The following is a 17,163-nucleotide window of genomic DNA, read 5'->3' as shown; positions in this document are numbered from 1 at the left end:
GACGTGCACGTCAAATTGGTGGAGGTGATCGGTGACTGACGATCCCTATCAGATACTCGGCGTTCCGCGTACCGCCAAACCGGATGAGATCCGCAAAGCCTACCGCAAGCGCGCAAAGGAGCTGCACCCGGATCTGCATCCAGGCGACAAGCAGGTGGAAGCCAAATTCAAGGCGCTTTCCGCAGCCCACCATTTGCTGAGCGATCCCGAGCAGCGGGCCCGGTTCGACCGGGGCGAGATCGATGCATCGGGGGCAGAACGGCCGCAGCAGCACTTTTACAAGAACTACGCCGATGCAGACCACGCGCGGCGGTATGGGTCAGCGGGCGGAACCGGTGAATTCGAGGATGTGTCGGACATCTTCGCGGATGTTTTCGGGCGGGGCGGGGCAGGGGCTCGTTTCAAGGCGCGTGGGCAGGACCGTCATTATCACCTCGAAATCGAATTCCAGGACGCGGCAAACGGCGCCCGCCGCCGCATCACCTTTCCCGACGGGAACACGCTCGACTTGGCCATTCCTGCCGGCACACGTGACGGCAGCACGCTCAGGCTGAGGGGCAAGGGGACACCGGGGATTGCTGGCGGGGAACCCGGAGATGCCTTGATCGAAATCAGCGTCCGTTCCCACTCCGTCTTCCGTCGTGAAGGCAACGACATCGAAATGGATCTGCCAATTACGCTTTATGAAGCCGTGCTTGGTGCAAAGATCGAAGTGCCGACGATCTCCGGCCGCGTATCGATGACCATCCCTAAGGGTTCAAATACGGGCGACATCCTGCGTCTCAAGGGCAAAGGGGTGAAGTCTCAACACGGCCCCGCCGGGGATCAGCGTGTTACGCTGAAGGTCGTTCTGCCGACGACGACCGATCCCGATCTCGAGCGTTTCATGGAAACGTGGCGGCAGAGCCACGCTTATGACCCGCGCGAAGCTCTACGGAGGGCCACATGAAATTGACGGAGAGGCAAGTCCTTGAACGGTGCGACGCTGTAACCCTCAAACAGCTGCGCCAGTGGGTGCACAGCGGCTGGATCGTGCCGGCTCAAGGCGAGAGCGGGCTCTCATTTGACGACGTCGACGTCGCTCGAATCCGCTTGCTTTGTGAGCTCCGGCGCGACATGAACGTCAACGATGACGCTGTGCCGATCATCCTTGCGCTGCTGGATCAGCTCTATGGTCTAAGGCGGGAGCTTAGAACAATTGCAACGGCGCTGTCGAAGCAGCCTGATGAGGTACGCCAGCAATTGAAGCAGTCGCTCTTTTCGCATATTGGCCAGCAGCATTAGCCTGCGGCATCGCGATTTGTTGTCGCAAAGGCGCTGCAGACCGCTGGCCCAGGAGCGCTCTACCGGCCGCACTTTCCGAGAAGGTCGTCGCCGAATGGTGCGACCTCCGTCAGGCTGAACCACATAGAGGTTCGGCGATCTCCCGATAATTCGAAATGGCTAATATATAGGGCAACTCCGTTATGATATTCAGTTTGCTTCAGCAGCGAACCTCAAGGAGGCAAGCATGTTTCGGTTGGGCATTGGGTTCGCATGTTTCGCCACCTATGCTTTTGGGCTACAGCCGCTCGGGGCCGCTGCTGCCGACGATCCCGAAATTGCGCGGGGGGAATATCTCGTCACGATGGGCGGCTGCAACGACTGCCACACACCGGGATATTTTTTTGGAAAACCGGACAGCTCACGCTTTCTCGGCGGGTCGGATGTAGGCTTCGAAATTCCCGGAGAGGGTGTTTTCATCGGTCGCAACATCACGCCCGACAAAGAGACCGGCATCGGCAGCTGGACCACGGAGCAGATTGTGACTGCCATTCAGACCGGGCAGCGCCCCGACGGCCGCATGCTGGCGCCGATCATGCCGTGGCACGCATTTGCGCAACTCACAAAAGAAGACGCAGGCGCAATTGCAGCATTCCTTCAAAGCCTGAAGCCGGTAAGTCATCAGGTGCCGGGCCCGTTCAAGCCAGGGGAAAAGGTATCAACCTTTATGTTCAGGATCTTGCCGCCGGGCGAAACCGCGGCCGCAGCGCCAAAATAGCCGTTGCACGCGGCTCCGAAGTCTTCCAGCGCCCCCGCCGTTCCCTTGGGCTCAGCCTTTGTGTTTACCACCCTGTGGGCTGCTCTTCTCGGCATTCTTGAGCTGATTGGTGAAGCTCGTCTCTACCTTCACCGGCGCCTTTTCCTTTTTCGGCTTCCGCGCCTCGCGGTTGCCTCTCACTTGTCCTTTAGCCATCGATGCGATCCTCTTGACGTTGAATTTGATGAAGCCGACCCGCCATATGGGCGGCCCCAATGAGAAACAGGCCGTGGCGTCCTATATGCTCTCAAATGAGCCGGTCGTCATCAGCCGCTTGAGGCGCGCGACGCCGCGCTCCCGTTGTGTCCGATTTCTTGTTCTCTTCCTTCGCGGCTTCGCTTATTTGCTTGGTACGATTGGTTTCGGCTTCCTTCAGTGAGGGCTGCGGGTCGGGCTTTCTCTCGAAACGGATCATTTGACGTTCTCCTGATCTGGCAGATTGAAGCGCTCCAAACAAACACGGGAGCGCTTTTCAGATTTTGCGCTCAGATGGCGAGAGCGGTGGCGCAACCTTGAACGCTGCGGCTGTCGGGTGAGGTTTGGCCGGGCATCGTCGCCCAACCGCCGGCCTCTACGAATTGACGCTTCTTGTAGCCGTCGGTGATTGCCTTGAACTCGATCAGTTTTGCGGCCGCGTCCGGCGCGGCGTTGAACCGCTCGACGCATATGGCGGATGCCAGTTCACCGCGCGCGATGTCGGCTGCGGCCGCTGCCGCCGTGCGAGACGTGCCGCCTGTCACCCAGCCGCCCCAGTTGAAGCCGACGATCATCGTTGCGGCCGCCGTCGCGGCGCACGCCCATACGAGGATCGCTTTGGATGGCTTGTAATTGTCGAATTGCTGGGTGATTGACGTCTTGCTGCTGTTCTGCATGGCCATTGGAAGCCTCCCCCTCCGTCGTTGTTCGCGTTTCGCCGCCTGACCACCGGGCCGAACGGTTCAGGCACTGCTCTCAGTATCCCATACTGCCCATGGCGCCGTTTCCGGTGCCTTGGGGAGACTCCCTCTCGGGAATATCGGCGATCATGGCTTCGGCGGTGATCAGAAGAGCCGCGATCGAGCCGGCGTCCCGCAAGGCTGTCCGCACGACCTTGGCGGGATCGACGATGCCGGCCCTGATCATGTCGACATAGGTTTCCGTCTGCGCGTCGAACCCCTGATTGTGATCGCTGCCGTCGATAAGTTTTCCGACAACGATCGAACCCTCGACGCCGGCATTGTCGGCGATCTGGCGGATTGGTGCTTCCAGTGCCCGGCGCACGATCGAGATGCCTGCCGCTACGTCGGCGTTCTCGTCGGTGAGACCGACAAGAGCCGATTTTGCCCGTAGTAGCGCCACTCCGCCGCCGGGAACGATGCCTTCCTCGACCGCCGCGCGCGTAGCGTTCAGGGCATCGTCGATGCGATCCTTCTTTTCCTTCACTTCAAGCTCGGTCGCGCCGCCGACGCGAATGACCGCGACGCCGCCGGCGAGTTTCGCCAGCCGCTCCTGCAGCTTTTCCTTTTCGTAGTCGGACGCCGTCTCCTCGATCTGCGCCTTGATCTGGCTGACGCGCGCCTGGATGGAGGCTTTGTCGCCGGAGCCGTCAATGATTGTGGTCGTGTCCTTCTCGATCAGCACCCGCCTGGCGCGGCCAAGCATATCCAGCGTAACGTTCTCAAGCTTGATACCCAGATCCTCGGAGATCGTCTGGCCGTCCGTCAGGATGGCAATGTCTTCCAGCATGGCCTTGCGGCGGTCGCCGAAGCCGGGAGCCTTGACGGCCGCAATCTTCAGGCCACCTCGCAGCCTGTTGACGACGAGCGTCGCCAGCACTTCGCCTTCGACGTCTTCGGAGATGATCAGCAACGGTTTCCCGGTCTGCACCGCGGCCTCAAGGATCGGCAGGATAGCCTGCAGACTGCCGAGCTTCTTCTCGTGGATGAGGATATAGGGATCCTCCAGTTCCACGCGCATCTTCTCGGCGTTGGTCACGAAATACGGCGAGAGATAACCGCGATCGAACTGCATGCCCTCGACGACGTCGAGTTCGGTATCGGCCGTCCTGGCCTCTTCGACGGTAATGACCCCCTCGTTGCCCACCTTCTCCATCGCCCTTGCGATCATTTCGCCGACGCTGGCGTCGCCATTGGCGGCAATCGTGCCGACCTGCGCGATCTCGCTCGACGAGATGACCTTCGTGGCGCGCACCTTGATTTCCGCGAGGACGGCGGCAACGCCAAGATCGATGCCGCGCTTTAGGTCCATTGGGTTCATGCCCACCGAAACCAGCTTAGCACCTTCGCGAAAGATGGACGCGGCGAGCACGGTGGCCGTCGTGGTGCCGTCGCCGGCAAGGTCATTGGTCTTTGAGGCTACCTCGCGCACCATCTGCGCACCCATATTCTCGAACTTGTCTTCAAGCTCGATTTCTTTGGCGACGGACACGCCGTCCTTGGTGATGCGTGGAGCGCCATAGGACTTGTCGATGACGACATTGCGGCCCTTCGGGCCGAGCGTCACCTTGACGGCATTGTTGAGCAATTCCACGCCGCGAAGCAGGCGATCGCGGGCGTCAGTGGAGAAGATGATTTGTTTGGCGGACATTGTCTTTGGCCTGTTCGGGCTTGAGATAAGGGATCGAAATTCGAGGGATCAGGCAGCATTGGCGGTTGCGACGGTATTTGCTGCGACGATGCCCATGATGTCGGATTCCTTCATGATCAGTAGGTCTTCGCCATCGATCTTGACCTCTGTTCCGGACCGTTTACCGAACAGGATCGTGTCGCCGATCTTGACGTCGAGCGGGATCAGCTTTCCACTTTCGTCGCGGGAGCCGGGACCGACGGCGATCACTTGGCCCTCTTGGGGCTTTTCCTTGGCGGCGTCGGGGATGATGATCCCGCCCTTGGATTTGATGTTACGTTCGGCGCGTCGGATGACGACGCGGTCGAGGAGCGGGCGAAATGTCATGGGATTCTTTCTGCGACCGGCGTATAGGGCGGCTGCAACTCCTAAATAGCATCGACGGCAATCGATTAATAGGAGTGCCAAGAAATATTATTCGAAGCTGAATATGACCTGAAATCGGTGTCTGCAATTACGCGAATTGTTTTCCGGGAGAAATGGAATTAATATTTTGAAATACCTAAATTACCCTTTTCCGCGGCAAGATAGTATTCAGGATGACTAGGAGACTGTGCGTTCGTTAGTTAAAAACACTTCGAGGCGTACCGGTGTACTCACTCATTTGGCCTAGCGGCGGGTGCACCGGTATGGAAAGAAACGCGACCACCTAGAGTTATCTACCAAAGGTTGTCTTCGATTTTTCTGAAAACAAAAGGTTGACGCGGTCGCCGCTCTCGTCTATGAGAGGACATCGATACTTTGTTTGCCGATATTTGTTTTGCTGCGCTGTGCGCGTCTCTTGACGAACTTCCCTCTCTCAAAAGTCGAAACCCCGCTGTGCGTCGCCCAGCGGTGATCTATGTTGCTAAGAAAGGGTTCGTTATGACCACTGGCACAGTTAAATGGTTCAATTCCACCAAGGGCTTCGGCTTCATTCAGCCCGACGACGGCAGCGCCGATGTGTTCGTTCACATCTCTGCTGTTGAACGCGCGGGCATGAATTCGATCGTCGAAGGTCAGAAGCTCGGCTTCGAGCTCGAGCGCGACAACAAGTCGGGCAAGATGTCCGCAGGCCAGCTCCGCGCTGCCTAATGCTTTTTCGCCGCTGATGACCACGGATGTACTGGCATCGCGGCAAGAGGTTCGAAGAGGCCAGGCGAATGTCTGGCCTTTTTCCGTTGAGGCGGTCTTCGCGACCAAACGATATCAAAGGAACAACGATTGAGACACCCGAACGACAACGGCTTTGCCGAACGACGCAATGCCGCGGCAGATGCAAAGCGCCAGCTTCTGACAAAATTTGCATCCGCTCCCAAACCGACCGACCCTGAAATGCAGGAAAAACTGGCTGCGCGCGAAGCGGCCAACCGTGCCAGGGAGGCCCGCCGCGCCGAGCGCGAAGCGCTGAAGACAGCCGAGAACGAGCGAATCCTGGCAGAAGCCGCTGCGTTGGCCGCGGCTGCCGAGGCCGAGCAAAGGGCTGAAGCCGAAGCCCGCCAGGCAGAAATTGCCGATCGGGTCTCGCGCGTCGTCGCCGACGAAGCGGCCCGCAAGGCTGAACGCGACCGCCGCTATGCGGCCCGCAAAGCCCGCCGGGCGTAACACTTCAACACCTGCTCCCGTTCCACGGGCGCAGCCCATTGCCCTGGCGGATGATCACGGGGCGAGCGAAAAACGGACCGGTTATAATGAGCGCACATGTCTATCCACCCGCTTCACTTGTTGAGGACAATGCTGGAGCGTGGTTGAAGACGCTGGCGAAATACCGGCAGCCCCGTCTGGGGCGTAGCGCCTTCGAACTGTTCGTCACTCTCGTTCCTTTCGCCATCTTCTGGGCAGCGGCCTCCTTTTCCCTGGCCAACGGCTTCTGGCCCGGGCTGATCGCGATCCTTCCTGCCAGCGCCTTCCTGCTCCGATTGTTCATGATCCAGCACGATTGCGGCCACGGCTCGTTTTTCGCCCGTCGGGGGCTCGATGACTGGACCGGCCGCGTGCTCGGGGTCCTGACCCTGACCCCTTACGACTATTGGCGGCGTGCACACGCCGCCCATCATGCGACTGCGGGCAATCTCGACCAACGCGGGGTTGGTGACATCACCACGCTGACCATTGCCGAGTACCGAGCCCTTTCGCCGACGAAGCGCCTCGGCTACCGGCTGTACCGGCACCCGCTCGTCATGTTCGGCATCGGGCCGGCCTGGCTCTTCCTGTTCAAGCAACGCCTGCCGTTCGGGATGATGAACTCGGGTGCTCTGCCTTGGATTTCGACCATGGGGACGAATCTTGCGATCGTTACGCTGGCCGGCTTGATGGTGTGGGCCGTCGGGTTGGGACCTTTTCTCCTGATCCATCTTCCGGTCGTGCTGCTCGCAGGTGCAGCCGGCGTTTGGCTCTTCTATGTGCAGCACCAGTTCGAGGAGACTCACTGGTCGGCGGGCGAGGATTGGCGGTTTCCTCAGGCGGCGCTGCATGGCGCCTCCCATTACGATCTTCCGCCGGTGCTGCGGTGGCTCACCGGCAATATAGGCATTCATCACGTGCACCACCTGTCCAGCCGGATCCCCTATTACCGTCTGCCGGAAGTACTGCGTGACCATCCGCAACTTGCCGGCATCGGACGGATCACCTTGTGGGACAGCCTCAAATGCGTCCGGCTCGTGCTCTGGGACGACCGGCGCCGGAGGCTGGTTTCATTCCGCGACGCCGCAGGGTCGCTGCGCCGCTCCCTTACCGAAGATGTACGAAAGACGACGACATGATTGAATTGACGCCAACGCAGATCCGGGGCCTTAAGCTTGCCAAGGACGGTGACGTGCATCCCCAGGGTGGGAAGAGGTGGACGCACCTGAATGCCCAGGTCACCTATGCAAGGAAGGACCGGTTCAAGGAACGGCCGCAGAAGATCAAGTTCCTGACGACCGCGACCCTGAACGAGCTGCGCGAGCACAACCTCGTGAAGGCGCTCGATACGGATGTTCCGCCCGAGGAGTCGGCTCACGGCATTACCATGGCCGGCAAGATGCTGCTTCTGAAGATCAAGTGAGCACGCCCCAGAAGAAGCATGGGGCGCGTGCGTGCGCTACCGATTTTGCTCGACGGCCGTGGAGATAGCTGCGAGGGCCGCCGCGCTTGCAGCCCCCGCAGCGGCGGACGTCAGCCTGCCGTTAAGGCATCATGCCGCGGTACCGCTCACGCTCCCGTTCGACCTGATCGAGCGTGTACGGATCGGCATTTTCGTCGAAACGTGACCATCCTTCCTGGGCATAGATGCTTCTGCGGGCCGCAGGATCCACGATTTTGCGCTGTTTCAGGATCGCTTCTGCTCGGGGTGCGACACTGTCTTCGACCCTTGCCGTGACCAGAGTGCCCCCCCTGCGAACGCCTTCGGCGTAGACATGGGCGTCTTCTTCATCGACGCCGGATTCCGTCAGCGCACCTATCAGGCCACCAGCTGCGCCCCCGGCGATTGCGCCGGCGGCCGCACCGGCCGCGGTGGAGGCAAGCCAGCCGGCAGCCACCACTGGGCCAACTCCAGGAATGGCCATAAGGCCAAGCCCCGTCAGAAGGCCAACGACGCCGCCTCCGGCAGCGCCGAGGCCAGCTCCGGCACCGGCCCCTTCGGCCGCGTTCGAGCCGTCCGTCGAGTAGCGATCTCCCGTGTTGTTCGCGACGATGCTGATGTTGTCTGAAGGAACGCCTGCCGTTTCCAGATCGCTTACGGCCTCGCGAGCATCTGCATAGTCGTCAAAGAGCCCTGTTACGGTTCTCATATTCGTTCTCCCTTTCCTTTGGTGTCTGTGGACTACTGCGCCGTTACGTTGCCCTGATAGTCGAGAGCGACCGAAACGGATTTGCCCTCCTTCATCGCAGTTGCCTGCCACACACCCTTGTCATCGAGCTTCAATCCGCTGACCTCGGTGTATCCGGCCTCTTCGATCCGTTCCTTCGCTTGCGCTTCAGTAAAGCTGTTCGCGCCTTCGACCGGTGCCGTCGGGTTCTCAGAATCGGGCGTTGCGACAGCAGGCGTTTCTCCTTCCGCTGAAGGCGTCGTCTGCGCGAGTGAAGTCGTGGCCACGGCGCTCATCAGTGCTGCCGCGGCAATGATCATATTTTTCATGTGGTTACCTCTTCAGAAGACCGCGATTGATCCCCCGTCGCAGAAACACGCCGGGCGCAGAATGGTTCCCGGCGCGATGCTCCGGCCGCCATGCTGGTGGGCGGCTTGGCTTTGGCACCGGAAATGGCAACTGCTGCGGTTCCATGCAACGGAGCATCTGCTGGGCGGCGCCAAACACTGCCCTACCTACTTGCGAACAAGGTTCTTGCCTGCTGGTCGCAACCAGGTCGACCGCCGGGTGATGTGGTGGAGGGTGTGGTGCTGAAGTTCTCGCGTGGCGTTGACCAGGATCGTGCAGCCGCCGCAGGCGGCCTGCAGCAAATCGCGTTTGCGCGCAGCGCAGCAGCCGCGGCGCAGCCGTCACGTCTACCGACCCTCGTCGCAACCGCTGCCACGGTTGCCGTCCTCTATTTCGCCCGGGACGTCTTCCTGCCGCTGGCCATCGCCATTCTGCTCACCTTTGCGCTCGCGCCGCTGGTTTCGAGGCTGCGTCGAGTCGGTTGTCCCCGTTCGGTGGCCGTCGTCGGGACGGTGACGACGGCTTTTCTGTTCCTGTCCGCATTCGGCGCGGTCATAGCGATGCAAGTGAGCGAGGTGGCTCAGAACCTGCCGACCTATCAGTACAACATCGTCGAGAAGGTCAGGACCCTGAAGGAGACCGGATCGGAAAGCCAGATTTTTGAACGGATTGGCCGCGTCATAGAGAGGATCAGCACGGAGATCAGCCGGCCCGAACCCGAGGTGCGCGCCTCACCCGAACCGGCGCCGGAGACCCAGCCGTTGCTCGTGGAGATTTTCTCTCCGCAGCGGCCGGTCGAAACACTGAAGAATATCATCAATCCTCTGCTTGGGCCCTTGGCGACGACCGGCCTCGTCATCGTCGTGGTCATCTTCATGCTGTTCGAGAGGGAGGAGCTGCGCGACCGTTTCATTCGGCTGGTCGGCTACGGCGACCTGCATCGAACGACCGAAGCACTTCAGGACGCGGGCGCTCGCGTCGGCCGGTACCTGCTCATGCAGTTGGTCGTGAACATCACCTACGGCATTCCGCTGGCCATCGGCCTCTCGCTGCTCGGTATCCCCAATGCGGTCCTCTGGGGGATGCTCGCCATCGTGTTGCGCTTCGTCCCCTATATCGGGCCGGTCATCGCTGCGGCTCTGCCGTTGTTCCTGGCGTTTGCCGCGGCACCTGGATGGAGCCTGCTCGTCTGGACGGCGGCCTTGTTCATTGTCCTCGAGCTCGTGAGCAACAATGTCGTCGAGCCTTGGCTTTACGGTTCCCGCACCGGTTTGTCGCCGCTTGCGATCATCGTCGCGGCGATCTTTTGGGCATGGCTCTGGGGGCCGGTCGGACTGGTGCTGTCGACGCCGCTCACCGTGTGCCTTGTCGTTCTCGGTCGCCACGTCCCGCAATTCGAGTTTCTGGAGATACTGCTGGGCAACGAGCCCGTGCTCGATCCGAAGGAGCGCCTCTATCAGCGTCTGCTCGCCGGAGATCCGGATGAGGCGACGGACAATGCGGAAGACATGCTGGAGGAGAAGTATCTCGTCGAGTTCTACGACACGGTTGCTATTCCCGCACTGCTCCTGGCGGAGCGGGACCGCGCACGGGGCGCCCTGACGAACGCCCAGGCGGCTCAGATTGCCCAGAGTGCGAACACCCTCATCGCCAATCTCGAGGAGATTGCCGGCGAAGAGGAGGAGGAGGAGGAGGAAACGGGCGCGGAAGCGCAGGAAAATGGTGATGATGATGCGGACGAATATGATCTTCCCCTCGGCGACGGCAAGTCCGTCCTGTGCGTCGGAGGGCGCAGTGATCTCGATGACGTTGCCGCATCGATGCTCGCCCAGACCCTATGGATCCAGGGCGCGGAGGCGGCTCACGCCGGTCACGACGTCCTCAAGGCGGGCAATATAAAGGCTCTGAAGCTCGAGGGGCGAAACGCCGTCGTCCTGAGCGTTCTCGACCAGGATTTCATGAGACATGCCAAGTTTACCGTGCGTCGGCTGAAACGCATGGCCCCTGCGGCGCGCATCGGGATCGTTCTGTGGCAAGAGGATGGCCGGCCGGAAACAACAGAAAGAGACCAGCTCGTTGAATCGCTGCAGGCGGATTTCGTGGTATTCGGGATGGGCGACGCCGTCCGCGAGGCGCTTTCAGACGAATTGCCTCGGTCTTTGAAACTCGCCCATCCGAAGATCGCACCCGGATACGCCATGCGGAGAAGCAAGCGTGCGGATAGGGAAAGCACGGTCAAAGCGGACTAGATCGTGAGATGCCGAAGGGCACGTGCGAAGCTTACGCCGTTTTAAGACGTTCAGCTCAATGATGAGCAGCCCTGTCAGGAGGAGTGCGGATGAGGTTTGTGGCTGGCAAAGTCGCGGTTTTCAGGTGGATGCTGCCCTTGGCCATCGCAATGGCGTTGATGGGAGGCATATACCTGGCCGTCCGCTGGTCGGCGCAGCAATCGGACGCTGTGGCGGTGAAGCGGCAGCAACACCTCGTCGAGCTTGTCATCTCCAAGATGCAAGGCAGCATCGCCCATGATCAGGAGAGCGTCACCGTCTGGGATGACGCCGTCAGAAAAGTTTCGCAGGAATGGGATTCGCGGTGGGTTGATTCCAACCTGGGCAGCTGGATGAACAGCTATTTCCGACACGACGGCGCATTCGTGATCAGTCCGGACCGTAAACCGTTATACGCCTTTCTTGCCGGCCGGACTGACGAAGCTTTCAGCAACATAGAACCCGAAGCAATGCCGCTAATCGCCAAGCTGCAAGAGAGGCTCGCAGCAGGCGACGAGGAAGGAACGAGCGAGCAGGTGCTGTCCATCGGCGAGAGCGATCTCGTACGCATCGGGGGCCGCCCGGCGATTATCAGCGTGAAGCCGATCGTGTCGGACACCGGTGATATCGTTCAGGAGCCCGGCAGGGAATTTCTGCACTTGGCCGTCCGCTTTCTCGACGGCGATCTCCTGACCCATCTCGGTGAGGATTATGGTTTCGAGGACCTGCGCTTTTCTGTTTTGCCGGAACTCGGTCGGCAGCGGTCCTATGCTCCTATCGTTTCATCGTCCGGAGAAACGATAGGGTATTTCTCCTGGCTCCCGTTCAGGCCCGGTGCCGATGTGATGAAGGCCACGGCGCCGGTGCTTCTGGTCGCCGGCGCCCTCCTCTTTGCCCTCACCAGCGCGCTCAGTATCGTATTGCGGAGGCGGTCGAGACGTCTGCAGGAAAGCCAGGCGGAGCTCAACCATCTGGCGCGTCACGATCCGTTGACGGGCCTCGCCAACCGTGCGTCTTTCAACGGTCTGCTGGCGCGCGTCGTCGCTACGTCGACAATCGATCAAGCCAATGCTCTCCTGTACCTCGATCTCGACCGCTTCAAGCAAGTGAACGACACACTCGGCCATCCTGTTGGCGATCGGCTGATGGTCGAGGTCGCGAAACGGCTTAAGGAAACCGCTGCTGGTGCCGCCATTTCCAGAATTGGTGGCGATGAGTTTACCATCATCGTCGAACGCACCCGCCAGGATCAGGTGGAGAAGCTCTGTGACTCGCTGATCGCTTCGATCCGCCGGCCTTTCGAGATAGACGGACAGCCGATTCTCATCGGACTTTCGATAGGTGTGGCCGTCGCGACCGGGAATGGCGCCGACCCCGTCGAGATCACGCGGAAGGCCGATATCGCGCTTTACCACGCCAAGTCGGCCGGGCGGAACCGATACGCAGTGTTTGGCCCTCACATGGACGAACTGATCAGGACGAAGCGGGATCTGGAACAGGATCTGCGAGCGGCCCTGGATGCCGGCAATCAGCTCGAGGTCTTCTACCAGCCCGTATATTCGGCGCAGTCCCATGAGATAAGCTCGCTGGAAGCTCTTATTCGCTGGCGGCATCCGAGCAAGGGCAACATAGCACCGGATGCCTTCGTTTCGCTTGCGGAGACTGCCGGCCTCATCGATCGGCTCGGCGCTTTCGTGCTGAAGGAAGCCTGTTCTACGGCGCGCGAATTTCCGGGCCTCGACATCGCAGTGAACGTCTCCGCGGTCGAGCTTGGACAACGGCATTATGCCGCCCAGGTTCTCTCACTGCTGCGGCAGTTCGGGGTCGAGCCGTCGAGACTGGAGCTCGAGATCACCGAAACGGCTCTCCTCGACGAAGCCGGCGTCTGCGAAAAAAACATCACGGCGCTACGCGAGTTCGGCGTCAAGTTCGCACTTGACGATTTCGGTACGGGCTTCTCGTCATTTGGGCGGCTGCAGCGCCTGGAGGTCGACCGGATCAAGATCGATCGCTCTTTCGTCCACGCCTTCGACCGGCCCGGTGGCGGCGTGGCGGTCGTGCAGTCCATCGTCGGTGTCGCACATGCGAAAGGCCTGCGCATCACCGCCGAAGGCGTGGAGACCGAGGAGCAGAGCGAAATCCTGCGCAAGCTTGGCTGCGACGAATTGCAGGGCTTTCATTTGTCCAGACCGATGCCGAAGAGTTCACTTCGTCAGCTTCTTGGGACAGACAAGGCTCAAGGAACCTCCTTCTAGAGCACTTCCAGGAAACGTGTGTAACGGTTTTCCGTCCGGAAGTGCGTTGGACCAACGGGTTAGAGCATTTCAACGTTTCCATAAAACAGTGAAATGCTCAGCTAACGGCGGTCCGAGCGTCTGCACAGGGACGGAGACGCTCTTGCCGCAAACCGGGCCGCAGTCCGGTGGAGCCTCAACCGCGCCGCGCCGCCTCGATTGCAGCGACGTCTATTTTTTTCATGTCCATCATCGCCTCGAACGCTCGCTTTGCTTCGTCGCCGCCGGCCGCCATCGCGTCGGTCAGCACGCGCGGAGTGATCTGCCAGGAAATTCCCCATTTGTCCTTGCACCAGCCGCAGGCGCTTTCCTTCCCGCCATTGCCGACGATGGCATTCCAATAGCGATCGGTCTCTTCCTGATCGTCGGTGGCGATCTGGAAGGAGAAAGCCTCGTTGTGCTTGAATGCGGGCCCCCCGTTGAGGCCGATACAGGGAATGCCCGCAACGGTGAAGTCGACCGTCAGCACGTCGCCCTCTTTGCCCGCGGGGTAGTCACCGGGTGCGCGGTGCACGGCACGCACCGCGCTGTCAGGAAAGATCTCACAGTAGAAACGAGCGGCAGCCTCGGCGTCCTTATCGTACCATAGGCAAATCGTATTCTTCGCCATTGCGTGGTCCTTTCGCTTGGAAACATTCGGATTTGGGCCGCAAGCGGCCGACATTGGGAAATCACCTGCCCGGCCGCCAGTGAACGTAGAGCTACCTCACGGAAGAGGCTCCCATTATGCGCTTCGAAAGTCGCACGGGATCACCAAGTATTCAATGCGCCCGCAAGAAAAGCCGGGCACATCGGCCTCGCAACGCTGCAGCGTCTTCACACAGCGCCGATGGCGCGGCGTTGTGAGTGGCCGGTCGGTGGGCTTGGCCCTTCCCATGCACGTCTTACACCGGACGACGCTGCTGAGCTCAGGACTTCGTCTTGCAAATCGCTCGCGCGTTCAACAGACCCCAGCCGAAGACAGGATCCTTTCCCGGTTCTCCGAGATCTTCGGCGTGTCCGGTCAGCCTGTCGCGGAGCAATTCCGGAGCGAGGTCCGCTTCAGATGCTTTCATCATCGCCACCGCCGCGGTCACGAACGGGGCGGCGAAAGAGGTTCCCGTCTTCGGACGCGCGCCGCTGACCGAAGCTGCTGTCCAGACCGCCACGCCAGGGGCGGCGAAGTCGATATGCTCCCCGCGTCCGGCGCGCCGGTAGGGCCGTTTGCGCCTGTCGGTCGCGGTGACGGCAATGACCTCTTCATAGGCAGCCGGATAGACGGGCTTGGCTCTCGGACCGTCATTGCCCGCGGCGGCGACCATGATGATTCCGCGCTCCCCCGCCTTTTTGACCGCCTGTTCGAGCAGGAGATTGGGCGGGCCGGCAAGGCTGAGATTGATCACCTGAACCTGACGCCCAACGAGGAGGTCGAGTGCGCGCGCCAGATCGAAGGCGGCGGAGCGGTCGTCTTGCCGCCCCGCCCGGTGAAACGCGTCCACGGCGATGAGCTTTCCACCCGGTATCAAGCCCGGCGTGCGGCTCGTGGCTGAGCCCACGAGCAAAGCCGCGACCGCCGTGCCGTGCTGCCTGCCGGACTCCGGCAGTTCTTCGTCGACGAGGCGGACGATCTCTACGTTGCGAGCCTCGAATGCGATGTGATCGGGGTTGATCGCCGTATCGACAAGGCCGATACGCACGCCGGCCGCGCAAGTGCCAGGCCAGGTTTGAGCCGAGGGCCAGCCGATCACGTCGCGTGCCAGGCAGTCGCTTTCGACGCACGGGGCATCGGGATGCTGTTCCGGCCGGAAATAATGGTTGAAGTCGATCACCGCTTGAGGCGCCAGGGCGCGGGCCTGCTGCCGAGCGGCTTCCAGTGTCAGGCCTTGGGGAATGCGAAGCTTGATCACCTCGGCGTTGAAGGAAGCCATCGTGTTCCGTTCGAGGAGCTCGAAGCCTGCGGCCGCCAACCCGCCGAGTTCCGTCGAACTGAAACCCAGCCCGACGATCTCATCGGGCGCTCGTATCGGTGCGGCGGGTGCGGCTGCGCGCGAGCGCCGCGGGGCGGTCCGACGTGGCAGGAACTCTCGGAATGGAAACAGGCTCTTGCCGCCACTCCATCCGGCGCCGGCGCCGTAGGAGCCGGAGCGGCCGGAACCGCGCGAGCCGCGGTTGCCGTCATTCCCACCGTCATCGTCGTCGTCATCGTCGGCCAGGGCAAGACCGGTTCCGAGCACGTCACGCACGATCATGTTCCCGGGAGCCAGGACGTCGCCGGATAAGAGTGCGATTGCAGCAATGGGCGCGAGCAGCGCCAGTTTCGACGTGGTCAGCATCTGAAAACCTCAATCGGCTAGGTCAGGCGGATAGGAGGATAGCGCATTCCTTTGGACGGTGAGACCGCTACCTGTAGATTGTGTCAGAACGGCTGAGTCGTCGGTCTATTCCCTCTTCTAGCCAATTACGGAGTTTCGGGACATGAGCAGTGCGGTGAAGGATGTCGGCGAACGCCTCATGGCGTTCCTGCCCAATCTGCGCCGCTTCGCCATCTCGCTTTGCGGCTCGCGTGATGTCGCCGATGATCTTGTGCAGGCGGCCTGCGAGCGGGCACTGGCCAGTGCCGAGCGCTTCGAGCCGGGCACGCGCTTCGACGCTTGGATATTCCGCATCCTGCGCAATCTCTGGATCGACCAGGTGCGCCGGCAGAAGACCGCAGGCGTGCAGGACGATATCACCGAGCGTCATGACATCGCCGGTTCATCCGGCGAGCGTGAAGCCGAAGCGCGGCTGACCCTCAAAACCGTCGCGGAGGCGATCACCGAATTGCCGGACGAGCAGCGGGAGGTGGTTCTTCTTGTCTGCGTCGAGGAGCTATCCTATCGCGAAGCGGCCGATGTGATGGGCATTCCCATAGGCACGGTTATGAGCCGACTGGCGAGGGCACGTAAGAGTTTGGCCGAGGCTGCCGGAATAACACAGTCGACCGGACGTTCTCAGTCAATAAAGGGCACAAACGAATGACAGGAACGGACTTCTCCGACGAGACACTGATGCGGTTCGCCGACGGCGAGCTCGACGCCGGGACGATCGCCGAAGTAGAACGAGCGATGGAATCGGATGACGAGCTGGTCGCGCGTGTGGCGCTCTTCATCGAAACGCGCCACGCTGCCAAGACCGCTATGGAGCCGCTGCTCGATGAGCCGGTACCTTCCGGCCTTAAGCGTGCGGTCGAAAGAATGGTGACGGAGAAGACGTCGCCACCTCCTGTATCGGGCGCGGGCATCCTGCCTTTCCCACGCCGCGTTGCGAACGAATCTAACAGAAGGCGATGGCTCGCTCCCGTCGCTGCCTCGCTGGCGGCTGTCGTTGCGGGATTCGGCGGATATTGGCTGCGGGGAAGTGTCGAGGCACCGATCGAAGGTGGCTTGCGCGTTGCCGCCATAGGCAGTCCTGCGCTTGATGAGGCGCTCGCCACGGTCGCCGCAGGCGAGGAACGGCGGCTGCCGGGTTCCAAGCAACGCTTCCGGGCGATTGCGACATTCCGTGACAATGCGCAGGCGCTGTGCCGCGAGTTCGAGCTGGACTCGGCCGATGGCTCAACAGTGGTTTCGGTTGCCTGCCGCACCGGGGCCGAGTGGCGTGTGACCTTCGCCGTCATCGCACCCGTAGCGAGCGGCGGCTATGCTCCTGCATCTTCCACGGAAACGCTCGACGCCTATCTGACAGCGATTGATGCAGGGGCGCCGCTCGAGGCGGCGGAAGAGGCTAGAGCTCTCGGCGAACTCCGAGGTGCGCAACGGTGA

General features: G+C 61.1%; 20 protein-coding genes. 11 read left to right on the top strand and 9 right to left on the bottom strand.

Annotated elements, in window-relative coordinates; translation table 11 throughout:
- Positions 1 to 31: 31 nt before the first annotated feature.
- The 3 genes from BHD07_RS11025 to BHD07_RS11015 all read left to right on the top strand — a co-directional run bounded on the left by BHD07_RS11025 (position 32) and on the right by BHD07_RS11015 (position 2,041).
- Positions 32 to 949 (top strand): DnaJ C-terminal domain-containing protein, encoded by a 918-nt coding sequence (locus tag BHD07_RS11025; protein WP_338279962.1) that lies wholly within the window; start codon positions 32 to 34, stop codon positions 947 to 949.
- Positions 946 to 1,284, top strand: coding sequence for a chaperone modulator CbpM (locus BHD07_RS11020; protein ID WP_338279959.1), 339 nt, complete (start codon positions 946 to 948; stop codon positions 1,282 to 1,284). Before BHD07_RS11025 ends, BHD07_RS11020 begins: the two co-directional genes overlap by 4 nt.
- A 226-nt stretch (positions 1,285 to 1,510) precedes the next feature.
- A complete protein-coding gene (locus tag BHD07_RS11015) occupies positions 1,511 to 2,041 on the top strand; it encodes a cytochrome c (protein WP_338279957.1) in 531 nt (176 codons plus the stop codon).
- A 51-nt stretch (positions 2,042 to 2,092) separates the two neighbouring features.
- Here BHD07_RS11015 and BHD07_RS11010 read toward each other — a convergent pair whose 3' ends face one another.
- The 5 genes from BHD07_RS11010 to BHD07_RS10990 form a co-directional block, all read right to left on the bottom strand.
- Complete coding sequence (locus tag BHD07_RS11010; RefSeq protein WP_003525318.1) at positions 2,093 to 2,236, bottom strand: hypothetical protein; 144 nt, start codon at positions 2,234 to 2,236, stop codon at positions 2,093 to 2,095.
- 91 nt (positions 2,237 to 2,327) lie between these two features.
- A complete protein-coding gene (locus BHD07_RS11005; protein ID WP_102764042.1) occupies positions 2,328 to 2,495 on the bottom strand; it encodes a hypothetical protein in 168 nt (55 codons plus the stop codon).
- 70 nt (positions 2,496 to 2,565) lie between these two features.
- Positions 2,566 to 2,958 carry a hypothetical protein gene (locus BHD07_RS11000; RefSeq protein ID WP_338279937.1) on the bottom strand — a complete coding sequence of 131 codons (393 nt, stop codon included), beginning with the start codon at positions 2,956 to 2,958 and terminating at the stop codon, positions 2,566 to 2,568.
- Between the two features lie 73 nt (positions 2,959 to 3,031).
- A complete protein-coding gene (groL, locus tag BHD07_RS10995; protein WP_338279934.1) occupies positions 3,032 to 4,666 on the bottom strand; it encodes a chaperonin GroEL in 1,635 nt (544 codons plus the stop codon).
- 48 nt (positions 4,667 to 4,714) lie between these two features.
- Positions 4,715 to 5,032 (bottom strand): co-chaperone GroES, encoded by a 318-nt coding sequence (locus BHD07_RS10990; protein ID WP_338279932.1) that lies wholly within the window; start codon positions 5,030 to 5,032, stop codon positions 4,715 to 4,717.
- A gap of 537 nt (positions 5,033 to 5,569) precedes the next feature.
- Between BHD07_RS10990 and BHD07_RS10985 the strand changes: the two genes are divergently transcribed.
- The 4 genes from BHD07_RS10985 to BHD07_RS10970 all read left to right on the top strand — a co-directional run bounded on the left by BHD07_RS10985 (position 5,570) and on the right by BHD07_RS10970 (position 7,730).
- Positions 5,570 to 5,779, top strand: a complete 210-nt coding sequence (locus BHD07_RS10985; protein ID WP_011970048.1) for a cold-shock protein — start codon at positions 5,570 to 5,572, stop codon at positions 5,777 to 5,779.
- A gap of 129 nt (positions 5,780 to 5,908) precedes the next feature.
- A complete protein-coding gene (locus BHD07_RS10980; RefSeq protein ID WP_127710398.1) occupies positions 5,909 to 6,289 on the top strand; it encodes a DUF6481 family protein in 381 nt (126 codons plus the stop codon).
- 86 nt (positions 6,290 to 6,375) lie between these two features.
- Complete coding sequence (locus BHD07_RS10975; protein WP_338279930.1) at positions 6,376 to 7,446, top strand: fatty acid desaturase; 1,071 nt, start codon at positions 6,376 to 6,378, stop codon at positions 7,444 to 7,446.
- Entirely contained in the window at positions 7,443 to 7,730 is a 288-nt protein-coding gene (locus tag BHD07_RS10970) for a hypothetical protein (protein ID WP_018096482.1), read from the top strand. Before BHD07_RS10975 ends, BHD07_RS10970 begins: the two co-directional genes overlap by 4 nt.
- Before the next feature lie 121 nt (positions 7,731 to 7,851).
- Here BHD07_RS10970 and BHD07_RS10965 read toward each other — a convergent pair whose 3' ends face one another.
- Positions 7,852 to 8,457 (bottom strand): general stress protein, encoded by a 606-nt coding sequence (locus tag BHD07_RS10965; RefSeq protein ID WP_102762051.1) that lies wholly within the window; start codon positions 8,455 to 8,457, stop codon positions 7,852 to 7,854.
- Positions 8,458 to 8,489: 32 nt separating this feature from the next.
- Positions 8,490 to 8,804 (bottom strand): PepSY domain-containing protein, encoded by a 315-nt coding sequence (locus BHD07_RS10960; RefSeq protein ID WP_018096480.1) that lies wholly within the window; start codon positions 8,802 to 8,804, stop codon positions 8,490 to 8,492.
- A 258-nt stretch (positions 8,805 to 9,062) separates the two neighbouring features.
- Between BHD07_RS10960 and BHD07_RS10955 the strand changes: the two genes are divergently transcribed.
- The gene (locus BHD07_RS10955; RefSeq protein ID WP_338279923.1) at positions 9,063 to 11,072 is read left to right on the top strand and encodes an AI-2E family transporter; all 2,010 of its coding nucleotides are present in this window, start codon (positions 9,063 to 9,065) and stop codon (positions 11,070 to 11,072) included.
- A gap of 89 nt (positions 11,073 to 11,161) precedes the next feature.
- A complete protein-coding gene (locus BHD07_RS10950) occupies positions 11,162 to 13,345 on the top strand; it encodes a putative bifunctional diguanylate cyclase/phosphodiesterase (RefSeq protein ID WP_102762053.1) in 2,184 nt (727 codons plus the stop codon).
- A gap of 175 nt (positions 13,346 to 13,520) precedes the next feature.
- Here the strand turns inward: BHD07_RS10950 and BHD07_RS10945 are convergent, their stop codons facing one another.
- Together BHD07_RS10945 and BHD07_RS10940 are read right to left on the bottom strand one after the other, a co-directional pair.
- A complete protein-coding gene (locus BHD07_RS10945) occupies positions 13,521 to 13,994 on the bottom strand; it encodes a VOC family protein (protein ID WP_102762054.1) in 474 nt (157 codons plus the stop codon).
- A gap of 298 nt (positions 13,995 to 14,292) precedes the next feature.
- Positions 14,293 to 15,696: a S8 family serine peptidase gene (locus tag BHD07_RS10940; protein WP_102762055.1), complete on the bottom strand. Its 1,404-nt coding sequence runs from the start codon at positions 15,694 to 15,696 to the stop codon at positions 14,293 to 14,295.
- Between the two features lie 142 nt (positions 15,697 to 15,838).
- Here BHD07_RS10940 and BHD07_RS10935 point away from each other — a divergent pair, with 142 nt between their 5' ends.
- Both BHD07_RS10935 and BHD07_RS10930 read left to right on the top strand, forming a co-directional pair.
- Positions 15,839 to 16,381: an RNA polymerase sigma factor gene (locus BHD07_RS10935; RefSeq protein ID WP_102762056.1), complete on the top strand. Its 543-nt coding sequence runs from the start codon at positions 15,839 to 15,841 to the stop codon at positions 16,379 to 16,381.
- Entirely contained in the window at positions 16,378 to 17,163 is a 786-nt protein-coding gene (locus tag BHD07_RS10930; protein WP_338279916.1) for an anti-sigma factor family protein, read from the top strand. Before BHD07_RS10935 ends, BHD07_RS10930 begins: the two co-directional genes overlap by 4 nt.

It is taken from the genome of Sinorhizobium sp. KGO-5 (assembly GCF_036245905.1).
Lineage (GTDB): Bacteria > Pseudomonadota > Alphaproteobacteria > Rhizobiales > Rhizobiaceae > Sinorhizobium > Sinorhizobium meliloti_A.
Note: the sequence above shows the minus strand (reverse complement) of the source record. Positions and strands in the feature narration are given on the sequence as shown.